The sequence below is a fragment of the Methylobacterium planeticum genome (assembly GCF_008806345.1).
GTDB classification, from domain to species: Bacteria; Pseudomonadota; Alphaproteobacteria; order Rhizobiales; family Beijerinckiaceae; genus Methylobacterium; species Methylobacterium planeticum.
In genome coordinates this window covers 127,164-143,896 of the sequence record NZ_VZZJ01000002.1, presented here as the reverse complement: position 1 = coordinate 143,896, position 16,733 = coordinate 127,164, and the positions used below count along the sequence as shown (strand labels likewise).

Annotated in this window: 14 protein-coding genes; 10 read left to right on the top strand and 4 right to left on the bottom strand. The window is 74.5% G+C overall.

Annotation, left to right across the window (positions count from 1 at the left end; translation table 11 throughout):
- Window positions 1-12: 12 nt before the first annotated feature.
- Window positions 13-942, bottom strand: coding sequence for a lipid kinase (locus F6X51_RS02565; RefSeq protein WP_150961646.1), 930 nt, complete (start codon window positions 940-942; stop codon window positions 13-15).
- 476 nt (window positions 943-1,418) lie between these two features.
- On the opposite strand from F6X51_RS02565, the gene F6X51_RS02560 reads away from it, so the two are divergent.
- The 4 genes from F6X51_RS02560 (at window position 1,419) to F6X51_RS02545 (ending at window position 5,476) form a co-directional block, all read left to right on the top strand.
- Window positions 1,419-2,261 (top strand): hypothetical protein, encoded by an 843-nt coding sequence (locus F6X51_RS02560; RefSeq protein WP_150961645.1) that lies wholly within the window; start codon window positions 1,419-1,421, stop codon window positions 2,259-2,261.
- Window positions 2,262-2,424: 163 nt separating this feature from the next.
- Window positions 2,425-3,801: a thermonuclease family protein gene (locus tag F6X51_RS02555; RefSeq protein WP_246696613.1), complete on the top strand. Its 1,377-nt coding sequence runs from the start codon at window positions 2,425-2,427 to the stop codon at window positions 3,799-3,801.
- Window positions 3,802-3,918: 117 nt separating this feature from the next.
- Window positions 3,919-5,016: an SPFH domain-containing protein gene (locus F6X51_RS02550; protein WP_150961644.1), complete on the top strand. Its 1,098-nt coding sequence runs from the start codon at window positions 3,919-3,921 to the stop codon at window positions 5,014-5,016.
- Window positions 5,017-5,020: 4 nt separating this feature from the next.
- The gene (locus tag F6X51_RS02545) at window positions 5,021-5,476 is read left to right on the top strand and encodes an NfeD family protein (RefSeq protein WP_150961643.1); all 456 of its coding nucleotides are present in this window, start codon (window positions 5,021-5,023) and stop codon (window positions 5,474-5,476) included.
- 7 nt (window positions 5,477-5,483) lie between these two features.
- Here F6X51_RS02545 and F6X51_RS02540 read toward each other — a convergent pair whose 3' ends face one another.
- Window positions 5,484-6,632: an aminotransferase class I/II-fold pyridoxal phosphate-dependent enzyme gene (locus F6X51_RS02540; RefSeq protein ID WP_150961642.1), complete on the bottom strand. Its 1,149-nt coding sequence runs from the start codon at window positions 6,630-6,632 to the stop codon at window positions 5,484-5,486.
- A gap of 76 nt (window positions 6,633-6,708) precedes the next feature.
- A complete protein-coding gene (locus F6X51_RS02535) occupies window positions 6,709-8,247 on the bottom strand; it encodes a hypothetical protein (protein WP_150961641.1) in 1,539 nt (512 codons plus the stop codon).
- A 183-nt stretch (window positions 8,248-8,430) separates the two neighbouring features.
- Between F6X51_RS02535 and F6X51_RS02530 the strand changes: the two genes are divergently transcribed.
- The 4 genes from F6X51_RS02530 to F6X51_RS02515 all read left to right on the top strand — a co-directional run bounded on the left by F6X51_RS02530 (window position 8,431) and on the right by F6X51_RS02515 (window position 12,348).
- Window positions 8,431-9,690: an adenosylmethionine--8-amino-7-oxononanoate transaminase gene (locus F6X51_RS02530; RefSeq protein ID WP_150961640.1), complete on the top strand. Its 1,260-nt coding sequence runs from the start codon at window positions 8,431-8,433 to the stop codon at window positions 9,688-9,690.
- Between the two features lie 129 nt (window positions 9,691-9,819).
- Window positions 9,820-10,209: a response regulator gene (locus F6X51_RS02525; protein WP_150961639.1), complete on the top strand. Its 390-nt coding sequence runs from the start codon at window positions 9,820-9,822 to the stop codon at window positions 10,207-10,209.
- Window positions 10,210-10,518: 309 nt separating this feature from the next.
- Entirely contained in the window at window positions 10,519-11,148 is a 630-nt protein-coding gene (locus tag F6X51_RS02520) for a MarR family winged helix-turn-helix transcriptional regulator (protein ID WP_246696604.1), read from the top strand.
- A 258-nt stretch (window positions 11,149-11,406) separates the two neighbouring features.
- Window positions 11,407-12,348, top strand: coding sequence for a DMT family transporter (locus F6X51_RS02515; RefSeq protein ID WP_246696603.1), 942 nt, complete (start codon window positions 11,407-11,409; stop codon window positions 12,346-12,348).
- 24 nt (window positions 12,349-12,372) lie between these two features.
- Here the strand turns inward: F6X51_RS02515 and F6X51_RS02510 are convergent, their stop codons facing one another.
- Window positions 12,373-12,669 carry a hypothetical protein gene (locus F6X51_RS02510; protein WP_150961637.1) on the bottom strand — a complete coding sequence of 99 codons (297 nt, stop codon included), beginning with the start codon at window positions 12,667-12,669 and terminating at the stop codon, window positions 12,373-12,375.
- Between the two features lie 362 nt (window positions 12,670-13,031).
- Here F6X51_RS02510 and ileS point away from each other — a divergent pair, with 362 nt between their 5' ends.
- Entirely contained in the window at window positions 13,032-16,022 is a 2,991-nt protein-coding gene (gene ileS, locus F6X51_RS02505; RefSeq protein ID WP_150961636.1) for an isoleucine--tRNA ligase, read from the top strand.
- Window positions 16,023-16,184: 162 nt separating this feature from the next.
- On the top strand, window positions 16,185-16,727 hold the full coding sequence (gene lspA / locus F6X51_RS02500) for a signal peptidase II (RefSeq protein WP_150961635.1): 543 nt from the start codon (window positions 16,185-16,187) through the stop codon (window positions 16,725-16,727).
- The last annotated feature ends 6 nt before the right edge of the window (window positions 16,728-16,733 follow it).

Genomic DNA, 16,733 nt, shown 5'->3' with positions numbered 1-16,733 from the left:
TCGATGCCCTGGTTAGAGGGACGGGAGGCGGCTGCCGCCGGCGGCGCCGGGCCGCTCGGCGGGCGCGGGCGAGAAGATCCGCAGCGCCTTGGGGATGACCTTGAAATGGGCCGGCGTGTGCGTCATCAACTCGCCATCGGTGTTGACGGGACGCGGCCGGCGCGTCGTCAGCCGGATCTCGGTGGTCTTGAAGGCGCGCACGTCGTCCGACTGCCCGTGCGTGCCCCGGCGCAGCGCCGGCAGCAGGGCGATCAGCCGCCACCAATGCGCGACCTCGAGGCTGTAGAAGTCGAGCTTGCCGTCGTCGACCGAGGCGTCTTCCTCCACGGTCATGCCGCCGCCGTAATGGCGCCCGTTCCCGACCGAGGCCTGGATCGTCACCACCTTCTCGGTGGTGCCGTCATGCTCGATCGTCACCGTGAAGGGGCGCACGCGGCGCAGCACCCTCACCGCCGCGATGGCGTAGCCGAGGGTGCCCCACTTCTTCTTGGATTCGGCCGTGAGGTCGCCCGCGAGCTCGGCCGAGAAGCCGATGCTCGCCACGTTGAAGTAGTAGTGGCCGTTGACCCAGCCGAGGTCGGCGGGCCGCGCCTCGGCGGTGGTGATGATCTCGGCCGCCGCGAGCGGGTCGAGGGGCAGCGCCAGCGAGCGGGCGAGGTCGTTCGCGGTGCCGAGCGGCAGGATCCCGAGGGGCAGGCCGGTCTCGACGAGGGCGGGGGCGGCCGCGTTCAGGGTGCCGTCGCCGCCGCCGAGGATGACGAGGTCGCACCCGTCCGCGTGGCGCTTGATCACGGCGGTGCAGTCCGGATCGCCCGGGGGCTCGAACGGCTCGATGCCGCCCTGGCGCAGGATGTCGCGCACCGCCTGGAGGGAGAAGCCGCCGTTGCGGGCCCTCGGGTTGACGAGGAGGAGCGCCCGGCGGGGCGCGGAGCCGGCCTTCATCGTGCGCCCTCCGCGGCGCGGGGACGGGGGGGATGGTCGGGCACGGGACAAGCCCTCCGGTGCGTTCGCGCCGCGTCAGCGCAAAGGCAGGCGGGGGTCCGACATCACGATCGACGCCTCGATCGCCAGAGGGGCCCGGACCCGGGGTGAGGCGAACTTGGGTGTTCGCCCGGCGATCGCAACCCCGGCGACGTTCAATTCCGCGTTCGGGGACCGGCCGGCCGGCCGGGCGATCCCGGCCCGCTGGCCGGTCCCTGCCTCTGAATCCCTTGGATAGCGGGTACGGTTCCGCGGCGCCCCCCCGCCGCCCTTGCCCCCGGCTCGGGCCGCGTGGCATGCCGATGCGGCGGGGCGGCAAGCCCGGATGGCCCTGCCTGATGGAACCCCCCGCCCGGGCGGGGGCGTTTCACCCGATCGGCCGCGGCAATCCGGCCGGCCCGAACCGTCCCCCCTCGGCCGCGAACCGGTGGATCTCCATGCGCCTTCTCGTCTCCGTGTCCGCCGCCGCCCTCTTGAGCACGCTCCTGGCCGCCGGCCCGGCGGGCGCCCAGACGCCGCCCGGCTGGGTCGATCCGCCGGCGCGGGGCACGGCGCCGGGCCCCGCGCCCCGGCGCGAGCCCGCTGCCCCGCCCCAGGCGACCGCGCCGGCCGCCCCCCAGGATTCCGCCGAGGAGGCGGCCGAGAGCGCGGCCCCGGCCCGGCGCCGGACCGCCGAGCGCGCCCGCCCCCCCCGCGCCAGCCGCCAGGCCGAGCGGCGCGAGGAGCGCCGCCAGGCGCGCAGCGCCCACAGGGCTCCGCGCCGCCTCGCCGACGCGCCCGCCGCGGCGCCGGTCGCCCCCGCACCCCAGGCCCTGCCGCCGGCGGCCTCCGACGGGCGCGTGGCGGAGTGGGCCCGCGCGTCCCAGCGCTTCGCCGACGATTATCTCGAGAGCGTCTCGGCCCCGGGCGACGGCATCGTCGGCGCCGCGCCGCGCCTCTATGCCGAATCCGTGCGCTTCCACGGCCGTACCCTGTCGCTGCGCGCCATCATGGCGGAGAAGCGCAGCTTCGCCCGGCGCTGGCCCGACCGCCGCTACGAGGCCCAAGGGGGCAGCACCCGCACCGCCTGCAACGCCGCGCTGGCGAGCTGCATCGTCTACACCCTCTACGATTTCCGGGCCCGCAACCCCGCCACCGGCGCCCGCTCGCAGGGCGTCGCCGAGTTGCAGCTGGAGCTGAGCTTCGCCGGGGGCCGGCCGCTGATCATCTCCGAGAAGAGCCGCGTGCTGCGCCGGGAGGGGGCGGTGAGCGCGGCGGCGGCACCGCCGCGCGGCGCCTGAGCGGGCGCCCGCCGATGTCGCCCCCGCGCAGCCCCCCGACGCAGCCTCGCGCGGCGTCGCGTGCGACAAAGCGCGCGACAAACCATGTGACTTGGCACGGGATGATCCCTAGATCGGTCTCATGACATTGTCGGGAGACGCAGAGCCCTTGGACGAGCGCCGGGTGCCCGAGATCGCATCGAGCGCGCCCACCGCCGACGAGCGCGAGCGGCTGCGGGAGCAGATCCGGGCCGAGATCGCGCGCCGCCGCCCGCGGGGCGTGGCCCTGCGCACGCTGCAGCTCCTGGCCGAGGCGGCCTCCGAGCCCGTGGCCGACGCGCCCAACTACCGCATCATCGACCGGACCGGGGCCCCGCGCCTGCGCCAGCCGGATTCCGGACCGCCCGTGGCGATGACGCTGGCCGACCTCGTCGACGAGATCGAGGGCCGCCATCCCGCCCTGTTCCTGCCCCCAGAGCCCCCGCCCGCCCCGGCGCCCGAGCCGGCCGCGACGGAGAGCCTCCGGGAGCCGCGCAAGGGGCTCGGCAAAGGGTTCGGCAAGGGGCTCGGCAGAGGTTTCGGCCAGGGGCTCGGATGGGGCGGCGGGCGCCAGGACGGCCAGGCGACCGCGCCGCCGCCCGCCGCCCCCGCCGAGCCGGCCCCCGAGGGCGGCCCCGCGCCGGCGAGCACCGGGGACGAGGTCCGCGCCGCGACGGCCCGCTTCGTCGAGACCCAGTCCGTCCTGGCGAAATCCCTCGCGGCGGATTCCGCCGCCCGCGGCCGGGCCTTCGCCGCCACGGCGGCCGGCGGCGTGGCGAGCCTGCGCGAGCGGCTGCGGGGCGCCCGCGACGCGATGCGTCCGGCCCCTGCGGGGCCGGGCGCCGCCGAGGCCGCGCCCCGGCCCGGCCTCGGCGGCACCCTGCGCGAGACCGGGCAGCTCTGGGCCGGCGGGCTGTCGGGCCTCGTCGAGCGGCTGCGCGAGCGGGCGAGCCCGGAGACGAGCGATCAGCTGCGCCGCCGCTGGCTGGTCGGCGCCGTCGCGGCGGCCGTCCTCGCCGTCGGGGCGGCCGCCCTGGTCACCGCCGGGCGCGAGCCCTCCGGGGTGACCTCCGAATCCGGGACACCGCCGGCCGCGCCGCCCGCCTCCGGCGGAGCGCCCGCGACGCCGCCGGCCGCCGAGACCGAGGCGCGGACACCCGCCGAGGGGTCTGCGGCCCCGGCAGCGGCTCCGCCGGCCGCCAACCCGAACGAGATCGCCGGCCCGGTCGAGGTGATCGACACCGCGACCCTCCGGATCGGGGGCCGGCTCGTGCACCTGTTCGGCGTCGAATGGGTGCGGGGCGGGCAGGCCGAGGAGCTGACCAGGTACCTCGCGGGCCGGACCGTGGCCTGCCAGCCCGTCACCGGCAGCCAGAACGTGCTCTGCCAAGTGGATGGGCGCGACCTCTCCGAGGTGGTGCTGTTCAACGGCGGCGGCCGCGCCTCCCCGGAGGCCACCCCCGACCTCGTGGCCGCCGAGGACCACGCCCGCAGCGAGCGGCTCGGCGTCTGGAAGCGCTGAGCGGCGCGCGCCGTCCCGCCCCTCGCTGCCTCGCCCCTCGCTGCCTCGCCTCTTGCGCATGACACGGGCCTCCGCCTCAATGGCAGCGGCGCGGCTGCGCGCCTCAGGGGGCACAGAATGGATCTTTCGGTCGGCCTGAGCGCCTTCGCGGTGGCGCTCGCCGTGCTCGTCATCGTCACGCTGGCGATCGGCATCAACATCGTGCCGCAGGGCTACGTCTACACGGTCGAGCGCTTCGGGCGCTACGCGCGCAACCTCGAATCCGGGCTCGGGCTGATCGTGCCCTATGTCGAGCGCATCGGCCGGCGGGTGAACGTGATGGAGCAGGTCATCGACGTGCCGAGCCAGCAGGCCTTCACGCGGGACAATGCCGGCGTCACCATCGACGCGGTGGTGTTCTACCAGGTCCTCGACCCGGCCCGCGCCTCCTACGAGGTCTCGAACCTCGAGGTCGCCATGATGACCCTGACCATGACGAACATCCGCACCGTGGTCGGCTCGATGGACCTCGACCAGCTGCTCTCGCACCGGGACGAGATCAACGAGCGCCTGCTCCGGGTGATGGACGCGGCGGCCTCGCCCTGGGGCGTGAAGATGACCCGCATCGAGATCAAGGACATCGTGCCCCCCGCCGACCTCGCGGGCGCCATGGCGCGCCAGATGAAGGCCGAGCGCGAGAAGCGCGCCTCGGTGCTGGAGGCCGAGGGCGCGCGCCAGGCCGAGATCCTGCGGGCGGAGGGGCGCAAGCAATCGGCGATCCTCGAGGCCGAGGGCCGCAAGGAGGCGGCGTTTCGCGATGCCGAGGCCCGCGAGCGCGGCGCCGAGGCCGAGGCGCGGGCCACCGCGATGGTGAGCGAGGCGATCGGCAAGGGCGACCTCGCGGCGGCCAACTTCCTGGTGGCCGAGAAGTACATCGAGGCGGTGCGCGCCATCGCGACGGCGCCGAACCAGCGGGTCGTGGTGGTGCCGATCGAGGCGGCGGCGCTGGCCGGGACCCTCGGGGGCATCGCCGAGATCACCCGCAGCGTGTTCGGGGAAGGCGGGCCGCCGCGCACCCGCTCGGGCCTGCCCCCGGGCACCGGGCCGGGCGCGGCGGGGGCCGGGCAGGGGGCGGGGCAAAGGGCAGGGCAGGGGGCGGGGACGAGCCGTCCGGGCCCGGCGGCCTCGCCCTGGGGCGGCCCGGCGCCGGGCGGCGACCCGGCGACGGGGGCCTGAGGCGATGCTGTCGGCGCTCGCCGCCGAGATCGGCCCGGCCTGGATCTGGATCCTCGCCGGGCTCGTCCTGATGGGGGCGGAGCTCGCCGCGCCGGGGGTGTTCCTGGTCTGGCTCGGGCTCGCGGCGCTGCTCACCGGGTTCCTGAGCGCGGGCCTGCCGCTGCCCTGGCAGGCGCAGGTGCTGATCTTCGCCGGGCTCGCGGTGGTCAGCGTCGCCCTCGCGAGCCGGCTGACCCGCAAGCCCCTCTCGCCCCTCAACCGGGCCGACCGCGGGCTGATCGGGCGCGACTGCGTGCTCGCCGAGCCGATCGTCGACGGGGAGGGGCGGCTGCGCCTCGACGACACCCTCTGGCGCGTCAGCGGCCCGGACCTCCCCGCCGGCACCCGGGTGCGGGTGACGGGGATGAGCGGCACGATCCTGAGGGTCGACCCCGCGCGCCCCGCCGGGGAGGGGGCCTGAGCCGCCGTCAGCGACGCGGGTGCGGCGCCTCGGCGGCGCCGGGATGAAGCGCCGCCACCGCGTCGGCCAGCGCGTCGACCTGCGCCTCGGTATGGGCCGCCGAGACCGCGACCCGCAGGCGGGCGGTGCCGGCCGGGACCGTCGGCGGACGGATCGCCACCACCAGGAAGCCGCGCGCCTCGAGCGCCGCCGAGAGGGCGAGGGCCGCCTGCGCCTCGCCCACCAGCACCGGCACCACCGCGCTCTCCGCCTCCGGCAGGCCGAGCCGGGCGGCGAAGCGGCGCGCGAGGGCCAGCGGCCGGGCGGCCCGCGCGGGCTCCGCCTCCAGGATCTCCAGGGCCTTGAGCGCCGCCGCCGCGGAGGCCGGGGGCAGGCCCGTGGTGTAGACGAGGCTGCGGGCCCGGCTCGTCAGCAGGTCGACGACGGATTGCGCCGCGCAGAGATAGCCCCCGTAGGAGCCGAGGCTCTTCGACAGGGTGCCCATCTCGAGGGGCGCCCGGCGCCCCGCCTCCACCACCCCGAGGCCGTGCGCGTCGTCGACGAGGGTCCAGGCGTCGAAGGCCTCGGCGATCTCCAGCATCGCGGGGATCGGCGCCCGGTCGCCGTCCATGCTGAAGACCCGCTCGGTCAGGATCAGGGCCCGCTTGTGGCCCCCGCGGCGGCGGTCGAGCAGGCCGCGCAGGTCGTCGAGGTCGTTGTGGCGGAAGCGCACGACCTCGGCCCCCGAGACCCGGGCTCCCGCCCAGAGGCAGGAATGGGACAGCGCGTCGGCCAGGATCAGGTCGCGCGGGCCGACGAGGGCCGGGGTGATGCCGAGATTGGCGAGGTAGCCGCTGCCGAAGACGAGGGCGGCCTCGCTGCCCTTGTGGCGGGCGAGGCGCGCCTCCAGCGCCGGCAGCAGCGGGTGGTTGCCGGTCACGAGGCGCGAGCCGCCGGCCCCGGCCCCGTAGGCCGCGAGCGCGTCCTGCGCCGCCGCGATCACCCGCGGGTCGTTGGCGAGGCCGAGATAGTCGTTGCAGGAGAACGAGATCAGGTCCCGGCCGTCGCGCTCGGCCCGCCCGCCGGCGCCCCGCACGGTCGGCCGCAGGCGGCGGCGCAGGGCGGCGGCGTCGAGATCCGCGAGCTTCTGCCGCGCGAAGGTGTCGAGGCTGGACATCGGGCCTCAAGGCCCCGGGGGCCGGGCGCTGTCAAGGGCGGGTCGCTGTCGAGGGCCGGTCGCTGTCGAGGCTGCCTCAGCCCCCCGCCTTGCGGATCCGGTAGACCGCGAAGCGCGGATCCGCCTCGCGGAACTCGAGAAGGTCCGGCATCGGGTTCGGTGCGGCCGGGCCGAGGACGTAGAGATACGTGAAATCCGTCTGCCAGGTCCGGACGTAGGAGGGGACGCCCGGCAGGCTCTCCCCCTGCGCGAGCCGGCGCAGCACGGCGACGGGGGCCGGGGCGCCGTAGGGCACGGCGAGCCGGCGATAGGGCCCGCGCGGGGCGATGGGCTGCTTGCCCGCCGAGGTGAAGAGCGTCGGCACGAAGGCGTCGGCGTAGTGCACCGCCAGGGTCGGGGCGTTGTACATCGGATACGCGGTCAGGTCGGCGAAGGGCGGGTTCGTACCCTCCTCGCTGTGGGCGATCAGGACGCGCGCGCCCTTCTCCAGCTGCCCGAACGAGGCGATCATCGCCGCGTAGCTGTCGCGGTGGGCGAGGGCGACCCAGCCCGCGAGGCCGAGATTGGCGAGGATCACCGCGACGACGAGGAGCGCCGCGTTGCGGGCGAGCCTGCGCGTCGGCGGCGACACGGTGAGGAAGGCCGGCAGGATCAGGGCCGCCGCCACGAGGATGCGCAGGTCCACGAAGGCGGTGTCGAACAGGTGCGAGGGCACCGCCAGGTAGAGCAACCCGAGCCCGACGAGGATCCAGGCGCCCGAATCCACGAGCCGCAGCGCGCCCGCCCGGGCCAGGGCGTAGACCAGGACCGCCAGGGCGGCGCTGCAGACGGCCGAGAGCTGGAGGCTGTAGCCGTTGAGCGAGGCGAACAGCCAGAACGGCTTGAAGGCGAGATGCCAGCGGTTGCCCGCCTCGCCGACCGTGCCCCCCGCGGCCAGCATCAGGCCGAGGAGCACGAGGGCGGGGAGCGCCAGCATCCCGAACCGGACCGCGCTCTCGCCGAGGGGCGCCCGCCGGCTCCGGGCCCGCCAGAGCTCGTGCAGGCCGAGGGTGAAGCCGTAGATCCCGAGGGCGAACAGGTGCGAGGCGAACAGCGCCGCCACCACGAGCGCGTGGAGGAGGAAGCGCAGTGCGGGCAGCCGCTCCTGCAGGACCAGCCAGGCCGCGATGCCCCAGAGCCCGATCCCGAGGCCGAACTGGAAGTTCAGGAAGCCCCAGGCGAAGGGCAGGCTGTAGAGGACCATCAGGGCGACGAACCCGCTGATCCCGAACCGGCGCTTCACCGCGAGCTCGATCGCCACCGCCCCCGTCACGGTCAGGACCTGGCTCGCCAGGAGGAACATCCGGGTCGCGGTCTCGACGCTCATGAGCCGGGCGAGCCGGGGCACCACGAGGTCGAGGGCGAGGTTCGGCGAAAGGGTCCAGACCGCCTGGTAGATCGGGCTCTCGGCCGGCGTCCCGTCCCGGACCAGCAGGTACATGCGGGCGAGGTGGTTGGGGTAGTCGACCATCGCGGGGATCGGCACCGCCAGGACGGGCAGGAGCCCGAGGACGAAGAGGCAGCCGAACAGGACGAGCCGGACCGCCCCCGCGTCGGTCCGCGCCGCGCGGCCCATCCCCGCGCCGGTCCCATCGATGCCGCTGCACTGCACGCGCCGTCCCCGTCCCGTCCGCTTCGCCCCGCCGGCAGGGCGGGGGCAGGATGGGCGCCCCCCGCTTAAGATCCGGTGAGGAGCCTCGCGGGCGCTGACCGCCCGCCCCGTCTTGACCTCGGACCCGCGGGCGCCCATCCCGCCGGAATGCCCGCGCACGACACGCATCTCTGGCGGCCCTACACGCAGATGAAGGGGGCGGCCCCGCCCCTCGAGGCGGTCCGCACCCACGGCACGCGGATCGTGCTGGCGGACGGGCGCGAGCTCGTGGACGGCATCGCCTCGTGGTGGACGGCGGTGCACGGCTACAACCACCCCCACATCGCCGCCGCGGTCGCGTCGCAGCTCGCCGCGATGCCGCACGTGATGTTCGGCGGCCTCACCCACGCGCCGGCCGAGACCCTCGCCCGGCGCCTCGCGGCCCTGGCGCCGGGGGATCTCGATCACGTCTTCTTCACCGATTCCGGCTCGGTCGCCGTCGAGGTCGCCCTCAAGATGGCGGTGCAGCTCTGGCTCAACCGGGGCGTGACCGGGCGCACCCGGCTCCTCGCCTTCCGGGAGGGCTATCACGGCGACACCCTCGGGGCGATGGCGGTCTGCGACCCGGAGGAGGGCATGCACCGGCGCTTCGGCGCCTACCTGCCGACCCAGATCTTCTGCGACCTGCCGCGGAGCCGGGCCGCGACGGCCGACCTCGACGCCACCCTCGCGCGCCATGCCCACGCGCTCGCCGCCGTCATCGTCGAGCCTCTGGTGCAGGGGGCGGGCGGCATGCGGATGCACCCGCCGGAGGTGCTGGCAACCGTGGCGCGCCTCGCCCGCCGCCACGGCCTGCCCCTGATCCTCGACGAGATCTTCACCGGGTTCGGCCGCACCGGCACCCTGTTCGCCTGCGAGCAGGCGGAGGTCGTGCCCGACATCCTCTGCCTGTCGAAGGCCCTGACCGGGGGGACCCTCGCGCTCGCCGCCACCCTGGCGACGCGCGAGGTGTTCGAGGGCTTCTGGTCGGACGACCCCGCCGCCGCCCTGATGCACGGGCCGACCTTCATGGCGAACCCGCTGGCCTGCGCGGCCGCCAATGCGAGCCTCGACCTGTTCGCGCGCGAGCCCAGGCTGGCCCAGGCCCGCGCCATCGGGGAGCGCCTCGCGGACGGGCTCGCGCCCCTGCGCGGGCAGCCGGGCATCCGGGACGTGCGCGTCCTCGGCGCCATCGGGGTGGTGCAGTTCGCGGCTGCCCCGGACCTCGCCGCCCTGAAGGCGCGGCTGATCCGGCGCGGCACCTGGGTGCGGCCCTTCGGCGACATCCTCTACCTGACCCCGGCCCTCACCATCGGGACGGCCGACCTCGACCATCTCGTGGCGAGCCTCTGCGCGGTGGTGCGGGATCCCGCGGGACAGGATCCGTAGGCGGGATTCCCGCGGACCCATCCGCGTGCGAGGGTGCAACCCGGACGGCGTTTGCACAGTTGGGATTTCGACGCGGTTCGCGCCGGGGCCGATCCCTCCCGTGAGCCGTCACGCTGGAGGAGCCACAACGTGACGAACGAGACGACGAGCCCATCGGACGACCGGCCCGTGATTCTCCTCGTCGAGGATGAGGCCCTGACCATCATGGATCTCGGGGACGTCCTCGAGAACGGCGGCTACGACACCGTGCAATGCGCCTCGGCCGAGCGGGCGCTCAGCATCCTCCAGGCCCGGCCCGACATCTGCGGCCTCGTCACCGACGTCGAGCTCTCCGGCCGCACCAACGGCTTCGACCTCGCCAACTCCGTCGCGGAGGCGCGCCCGCAACTCCCCATCGTCATCGTCTCGGGCCGCGCCGCCCCCGATCCCGAGCGGATGCCCCCCGGCGCGCGCTTCATCGCCCGCCCCTGCAGCGGCGAGGACATCCTCGACCAGCTCAAGCGTCTGCTGCCCTGCTGAGCCGGCATCGGAGGGCGGCGCGAAAGCGCCGCCGCTGTCATCGCAGCTTCATACGATCGCGTCACATGCCATCCGGGTTGCGGCCCGGCGCTCCCTCGGGCGCCGGGCTTTGCGTCCTGGGCGCGGCGTGAGAGGGTGAGAGCGATGGCAGCGGTTGAGGACCATCCGGCTGCACCGAGCGGCGATCTCCCGATGCACGCGAACGGCAAGAGCAAGCCGGGCAAGGACCCGCTGGCGAAGGACGCCTCGGCCCGGAATTCCGAGGCCAAAGACCTTTCGGCCAGGACGCCGTCAGCCAAGACGCCGTCGATCAAGCATCCCTCGACCAAGGACCAGAAGCCGAAGGACCGTCCGGACGCCGAGGCCGGGAAGCCGGCTAAGGAACTCCGCGAGGCGGCCCGGCGGATGCGTCCGCCCGGCGCCAAGAGCGTCGGCTGGGCCCTGGTCCAGGCCGCGCGCCTTCACCGCTCCCGCATCGGCGACCGGCTCGCCGCCCTCGATCTCTTCGCCGGCCAGGAGCAGGTGGTGCAGGCGCTGGCGGCCGCCGGCACCATGACCATGGGTGACCTCGCCGCGACGCTTCGGGTGCGCCCGCCCACCGCCTCCAAGACGATCTCCCGGCTCGCCGCCCTCGGCTTCGTCGAGCGCCGGGCCGAGGCCGGGGACGGTCGCATCGTGCGGGTGCGCCTCACCGAGACCGGCCTCGCCAAGGCCGAGGCGATCGAGCGCCTCTGGGACGAGGTCGAGGCCGAGATCCTCGACGGCTTCGACAACAAGGAGCGGCGCCGCCTGCGCAAGCTCCTGCGCAAGGCCGCCCGCAACCTCGCGGACGCCGCGGGCGTCTCCGGCCACGAGCCCGAGGCCGAGATCGACGGCGAGGACGACGAGATCGAGCCCGGCCTGATCGTCCCCGAGGACGTGGTCGCGCGCTCCTTCTGAAGCCGCGCGGGCCGTCATCCGGGGCCGCATCCGCATCCGCCCCCCGCAGCGCCGCGGCCACGCCGGCCTTGCCGTCGTCGTTGACCCGGAGACCGGGCCGGCCGGGCCGCGGGCCCGTCCAGGGCCTGGCGGTTCCGAGCAGGGCCCGCGGAGCGCGCAACCTTCCCCCGCGGCGGGGGGCCTGCCCGGCCTCCCGTTCCGGCGCTATGACCCGGTCACGAATCGGGGATGGTCGGGCGGGGGATTGCGGCGGTGGCGATGAGCGCGGACGAGGCGGAGCCCCGCAGGGCGGCGCCCGGGGAGGGCGTGCCGGCGCTCCCCGACCGGCAGCGCCTCGTCGGCATCGGGCTGATGTGCGGCACGGTGCTGTTCTTCGCCGGGCTCGACGCCTCGGCCAAGAGCCTCGCGCGCCTCGGCGTCGACCCCCTGGTCACCACCTTCATGCGCTACGCGGTGAGCGTCGCGCTGATCTCGGTCTTCGTGAACCCGATCACGACGCCCCACGTGGCGCGCACCCGCCGCCTCGGCCTGCAGATCGTGCGCTCGCTGCTGCTGTTCGGCTCCACCGCCCTGAACTTCGTGGCGCTTCGCCACCTGCAGCTCGCCGAGACCCTGTCGATCCAGTTCGCCGCGCCCCTGACTGTGGCGCTGCTGGCCGGCCCGCTCCTCGGGGAATGGTCCTCGCCCCGCCGCATGGCGGCGATCGGGGTCGGCTTCCTGGGGGTGCTGGTGATCGTGCGGCCGGGGGTCGGCACCCTGCATCCGGCCGTGCTGTGCAGCCTCGGCAACATGCTCTGCTACGCCCTCTACATCATCACGACGCGCAAGCTCGCGGCCTACGATTCCACCGCCACGACGATGTTCTACTCGGGGCTCTCCGGCGTGGCGCTGATGAGCCCGCTCCTGCCCTGGATCTGGACCCAGCCGGCGAGCTGGCTGGTCTGGGCGCTCCTCTGCGCGGTCGGGCTGTTCGGCACCCTCGGGCACTGGCTGCTGGTGCTCGCCCACGCGCGGGCGCCCGCCAACGTGCTGGCGCCCTTCATCTACACGCAGCTGCTCTGGTCGGTGCTGCTCGGCTACCTGATCTTCGGCGACGTCCCGAACCGGTTCACCGTCACGGGCGCGGCGATCGTGGTGGCCTCGGGCCTCTACCTCCTGGCGCAGGAGCGCGTCCGGCGCGAGCGCCGGCCCCCCGCGTGAGGCGGCCGGCGCGGCGTTTGCCGCTCAGCGGTGATGGCGGCGGTGATGGCGGTGGTGGCGCGAGCGCATGTTGGTGCGGTAGGCGCGCCGGCCCGGATCGATGCCGAGCGCGCCGTTGACGGTGCCGACGGCGCCCCCGACCGCGCCGCCCACGACGCCGCCCACGGGCCCGGCCACCCGGTCGCCCTCGGCGGCGCCGCGGCGGACGCCGCCGGGCAGCCCTTGCGCCTCCGCGGCGCCGGACAGGGTGAGGGCGGAGAGCGCGAGCGTCGCGGCGATCAGGCCGCGCTTGAAGACCGGGTTCTTGATGACCGAGTGCATGGCGGGAATTCCTCGTCCGTGTGTCTCGCCCCCGTTCGCGCCGTGCGCCGGCGTGCCGGGAGGTCGCCGGATCAACGGCCGCGCTTGAAAAAGGTGGCATCCCGGCCGTTTCGGGCCGGCGGCGTGGTGAATGCGCGACGGCGTCTGCGCGCTGGCGCCCGGCCCGGGCCGCTGCTAGAAGCGCCTCCCATGCGCGACGTCTGCGATCCGCGCGGCCTGCGCCGCCTCATTCGAATTACGGGCCCGGCCTCCGTGTGAGGGCCCGCGCTGGCGCGGGCCGAGCGGATGCCGGGAGTGCGACGCCGCCGGCGTGACCTGCCGGCCTCGATGACCCGCGACGAGCGCGAACCTTGCCGGAATCCATGACCGCCACGACCCCCGAGACCGCCGCCGCCCCCGCGGCCCGCGACTATTCGCAGACCCTGTTCCTGCCGCGCACCGAGTTCCCGATGCGGGCCGGACTGCCCGTGCGCGAGCCGCTCCTCCTCGGGCGCTGGGCCCGGATCGACCTCTACGGCCGCATCCGCGCCGCCGCCGCGGGCCGGCCGAAATTCGTGCTGCACGACGGACCGCCCTACGCCAACGGCAACATCCACATCGGCACGGCGCTGAACAAGATCCTGAAGGACGTGATCGTGCGCAGCCAGGGCGCGCTCGGGCACGACGCCAACTACGTGCCGGGCTGGGACTGCCACGGGCTGCCGATCGAGTGGAAGATCGAGGAGCAGTACCGCGCCAAGGGCAAGAACAAGGACGAGGTCCCGGTCATCGAGTTCCGGCAGGAATGCCGGACCTTCGCGGCCCATTGGCTCGACGTGCAGCGCGAGGAGTTCAAGCGCCTCGGCGGCACCGGCGACTGGGACCACCCCTACGCCACCATGGCGTTCCCGGCCGAGGCCGCGATCGCGCGCGAGCTCATGACCTTCGCGATGACGGGCCAGCTCTACCGCGGCTCGAAGCCCGTGATGTGGTCGGTGGTCGAGCGGACGGCGCTGGCCGAGGCCGAGGTCGAGTACGAGGACCACGTCAGCGACACCATCTTCGCGGCCTTCCCGATCCGCGAGGGCGCCGAGGGCGACCTCGCGGGTGCGCGCGTGGTGATCTGGACCACCACCCCCTGGACCATGCCGGGCAACCGGGCGGTGGCCTATTCGCGCAGGGTCGCGTACGGCCTCTACCGGGTCACCCAGGCGGCCGCGGACAACTGGGCCAAGGTCGGCGACACCTTCCTGCTCGCCGACGCCCTCGCGGCCGGGGTGTTCGGGGCCGCCCGCGTCGCGGCCTTCGAGCGCGTGCGGGACGTCCCCGCCGCGAGCCTCGGGGACCTGACCCTGTCGCATCCCCTCGGCGGGCACGTGCCGGGCTACGACTTCAAGGTCCCGCTCCTCGACGGCGAGCACGTGACGGAGGAGGCCGGCACCGGCTTCGTCCACACGGCGCCGGGCCACGGCCGCGAGGATTTCGAGATCTGGATGGCGAGCGGCCGGGCGCTCGCCCAGCGCGGCATCGACACCCGCATCCCCTACACGGTGGATGCCGACGGGGCGTTAACGGAGGAGGCCCCCGGTTTCACGGGAAAACTCGTCCTTAACCATAAGGGCGAGAAGGGCGACGCCAACAAGGCCGTCATCGCGGCGCTGACCGAGGCCGGGAACCTCGTGGCGCGCGGCGTGCTGCGCCACAGCTACCCGCATTCCTGGCGCTCGAAGAAGCCGGTGATCTTCCGCAACACGCCGCAATGGTTCATCGCGATGGACAAGCCGGTAGCGGCGCTCGGCGACCAGACCCTGCGCGAGGTCGCCATGCGGGCGATCGCGGACACCCAATGGGTGCCGCCGCAGGGCCGGAACCGCATCAACGGCATGGTCGGCAACCGGCCGGACTGGGTGGTCTCGCGCCAGCGCGCCTGGGGCGTGCCGATCACGGTCTTCGTCGCCAGGGGCAGCGGCGAGGTGCTGCGCGACGAGCGGGTGAACGCCCGCATCGTCGAGGCCTTCCGGGCCGAGGGCGCCGATGCCTGGTTCACGGATCCGGACGGCGCCCGCTTCCTCGCCCCCGACCACGACCCGGGCGCCTACGAGAAGGTCACGGACGTCCTCGACGTCTGGTTCGATTCCGGCTCCACCCACGCCTTCGTGCTCGACGATCCGGAGGCCTTTCCGGGGCTGGCGAATGTCCGGCGCAGGCGCGACGGCGGGGGGGACACCGTGATGTACCTCGAGGGCTCCGACCAGCACCGCGGCTGGTTCCAGTCCTCGCTGCTCGAATCCGCCGGCACGCGGGGGCGCGCACCCTACGACATCGTGCTCACCCACGGCTTCGTCCTCGACCCCAAGGGGCTGAAGATGTCGAAGTCGAAGGGCAACGTCGTCGCGCCCCAGAACGTCATCAAGGATTCGGGCGCCGACATCCTGCGCCTCTGGGTGGCGGCCTCGGACTATTCCGACGACCTGCGCATCGGCCCGGAGATCATCAAGACCTTCGCGGAGACCTACCGCAAGCTGCGCAACTCCCTGCGCTGGATGCTCGGCTCGCTGGCGCACCGCGTGCCCGGCGACGACGTGCCGGCCTCCGACATGCCGGAGCTGGAGCGCTTCATCCTGCACCGCCTGTCGGAGCTCGATTCCGAGATCCGCGAGGCCTATCGCGGCTTCGACACCAAGCGGGTGGTGGCGCTCCTCAACGGCTTCATGACGGGCGACCTCTCGGCCTTCTATTTCGACGTCCGCAAGGACACGCTCTACTGCGATCCGATCTCCTCGAAGGCGCGCCGCGCCGCGCTCCAGGTCATCGACGAGACCTTCCGGCGCGTCACCATCTGGCTCGCGCCGGTCCTCGCCTTCACGGCCGAGGAGGCCTGGCTCGACCGCTACCCGTCCGAGGACGGCTCGGTCCATCTCGAGACCCTGCCGGACACCCCCGTCACCTGGCGCGACGAGCCGCTGGCGGAGCGCTGGCACAAGATCCGGCGCGTGCGCCGGGTCGTCACCGGGGCCCTCGAGATCGAGCGGGCGGCCAAGCGCATCGGCGCGAGCCTCGAGGCGGCGCCGACCGTCTATGTCAGCGATGCCGACCTGCTCGGGGCCCTCGACGGCGTCGACTTCGCCGATGTCTGCATCACCTCGGCGATCCGGGTCGAGGCGGGCGAGGGACCGGCCGACGCCTTCCGCCTCGACGACGTGCGCGGCGTCGCCGTGGTGCCGGCCCCGGCGCCGGGGCGCAAATGCGCCCGCTCCTGGCGCGTCACCCCGGATGTCGGGATGGATGCCGACTATCCCGACGTGACCCCGCGCGACGCCAAGGCCCTGCGCGAGTGGGACGCGGCCCGGCCCGCGGCCTCCGCCGCGCCGTGACATGCACGACAGGCGCTGCCTCACCCGAAGCGTTCGCCTCCGGAGCGTTCGCCCCGGGCGTCCGCCCGCGATCCGGGATCGCGGGCAGGCCTCCGCGTCCCGCGGGTCTCTCAGGATGACGGGACGTCACCCGACCGGCATCCGCGCCCCAGGGCCGCGGCCATGACGCCGTTCCGCCTCGGCCTGGCCGGCCTCCTGGCGACGCTGGCGCTCGACCAGGCCTCGAAGCTCTGGCTCTACCTCGGCACCGACCTCGTGCTGACGCAGCCCTGGCGCTTCGGGCCCTATGCCGAGTTCGTCGTCGTCTGGAACCGGGGCGTGTCCTACGGCCTGTTCCAGCAGGAGGGCGGGCTCGGGCGCTGGCTGCTCGTCGCCCTGTCGCTGGCCGCCGCCCTCGGGCTCGGGCTCTGGATGCGCCGGGCCGGCACCCGCCTGCTCGGGCTCGCCCTCGGGCTGATCGCCGGCGGGGCGCTCGGCAACGCCATCGACCGGGCGGCCTACGGCGCCGTGTTCGACTTCGTCCACCTGCACGCGGGCACCTGGTCCTGGTACGTCTTCAATGTCGCGGACGCGGCGATCGTGGCGGGGGTGATCGGGCTCATCCTCGACAGCCTGATGCCGGAGGGGCGCGGGGCGGAGCCCGAGCGGCCGGACGGCCCGGTTCCGGGCAAAAGCCCGCCGCCCGAGAATGTCTCGCGCCTGTGATGCGTA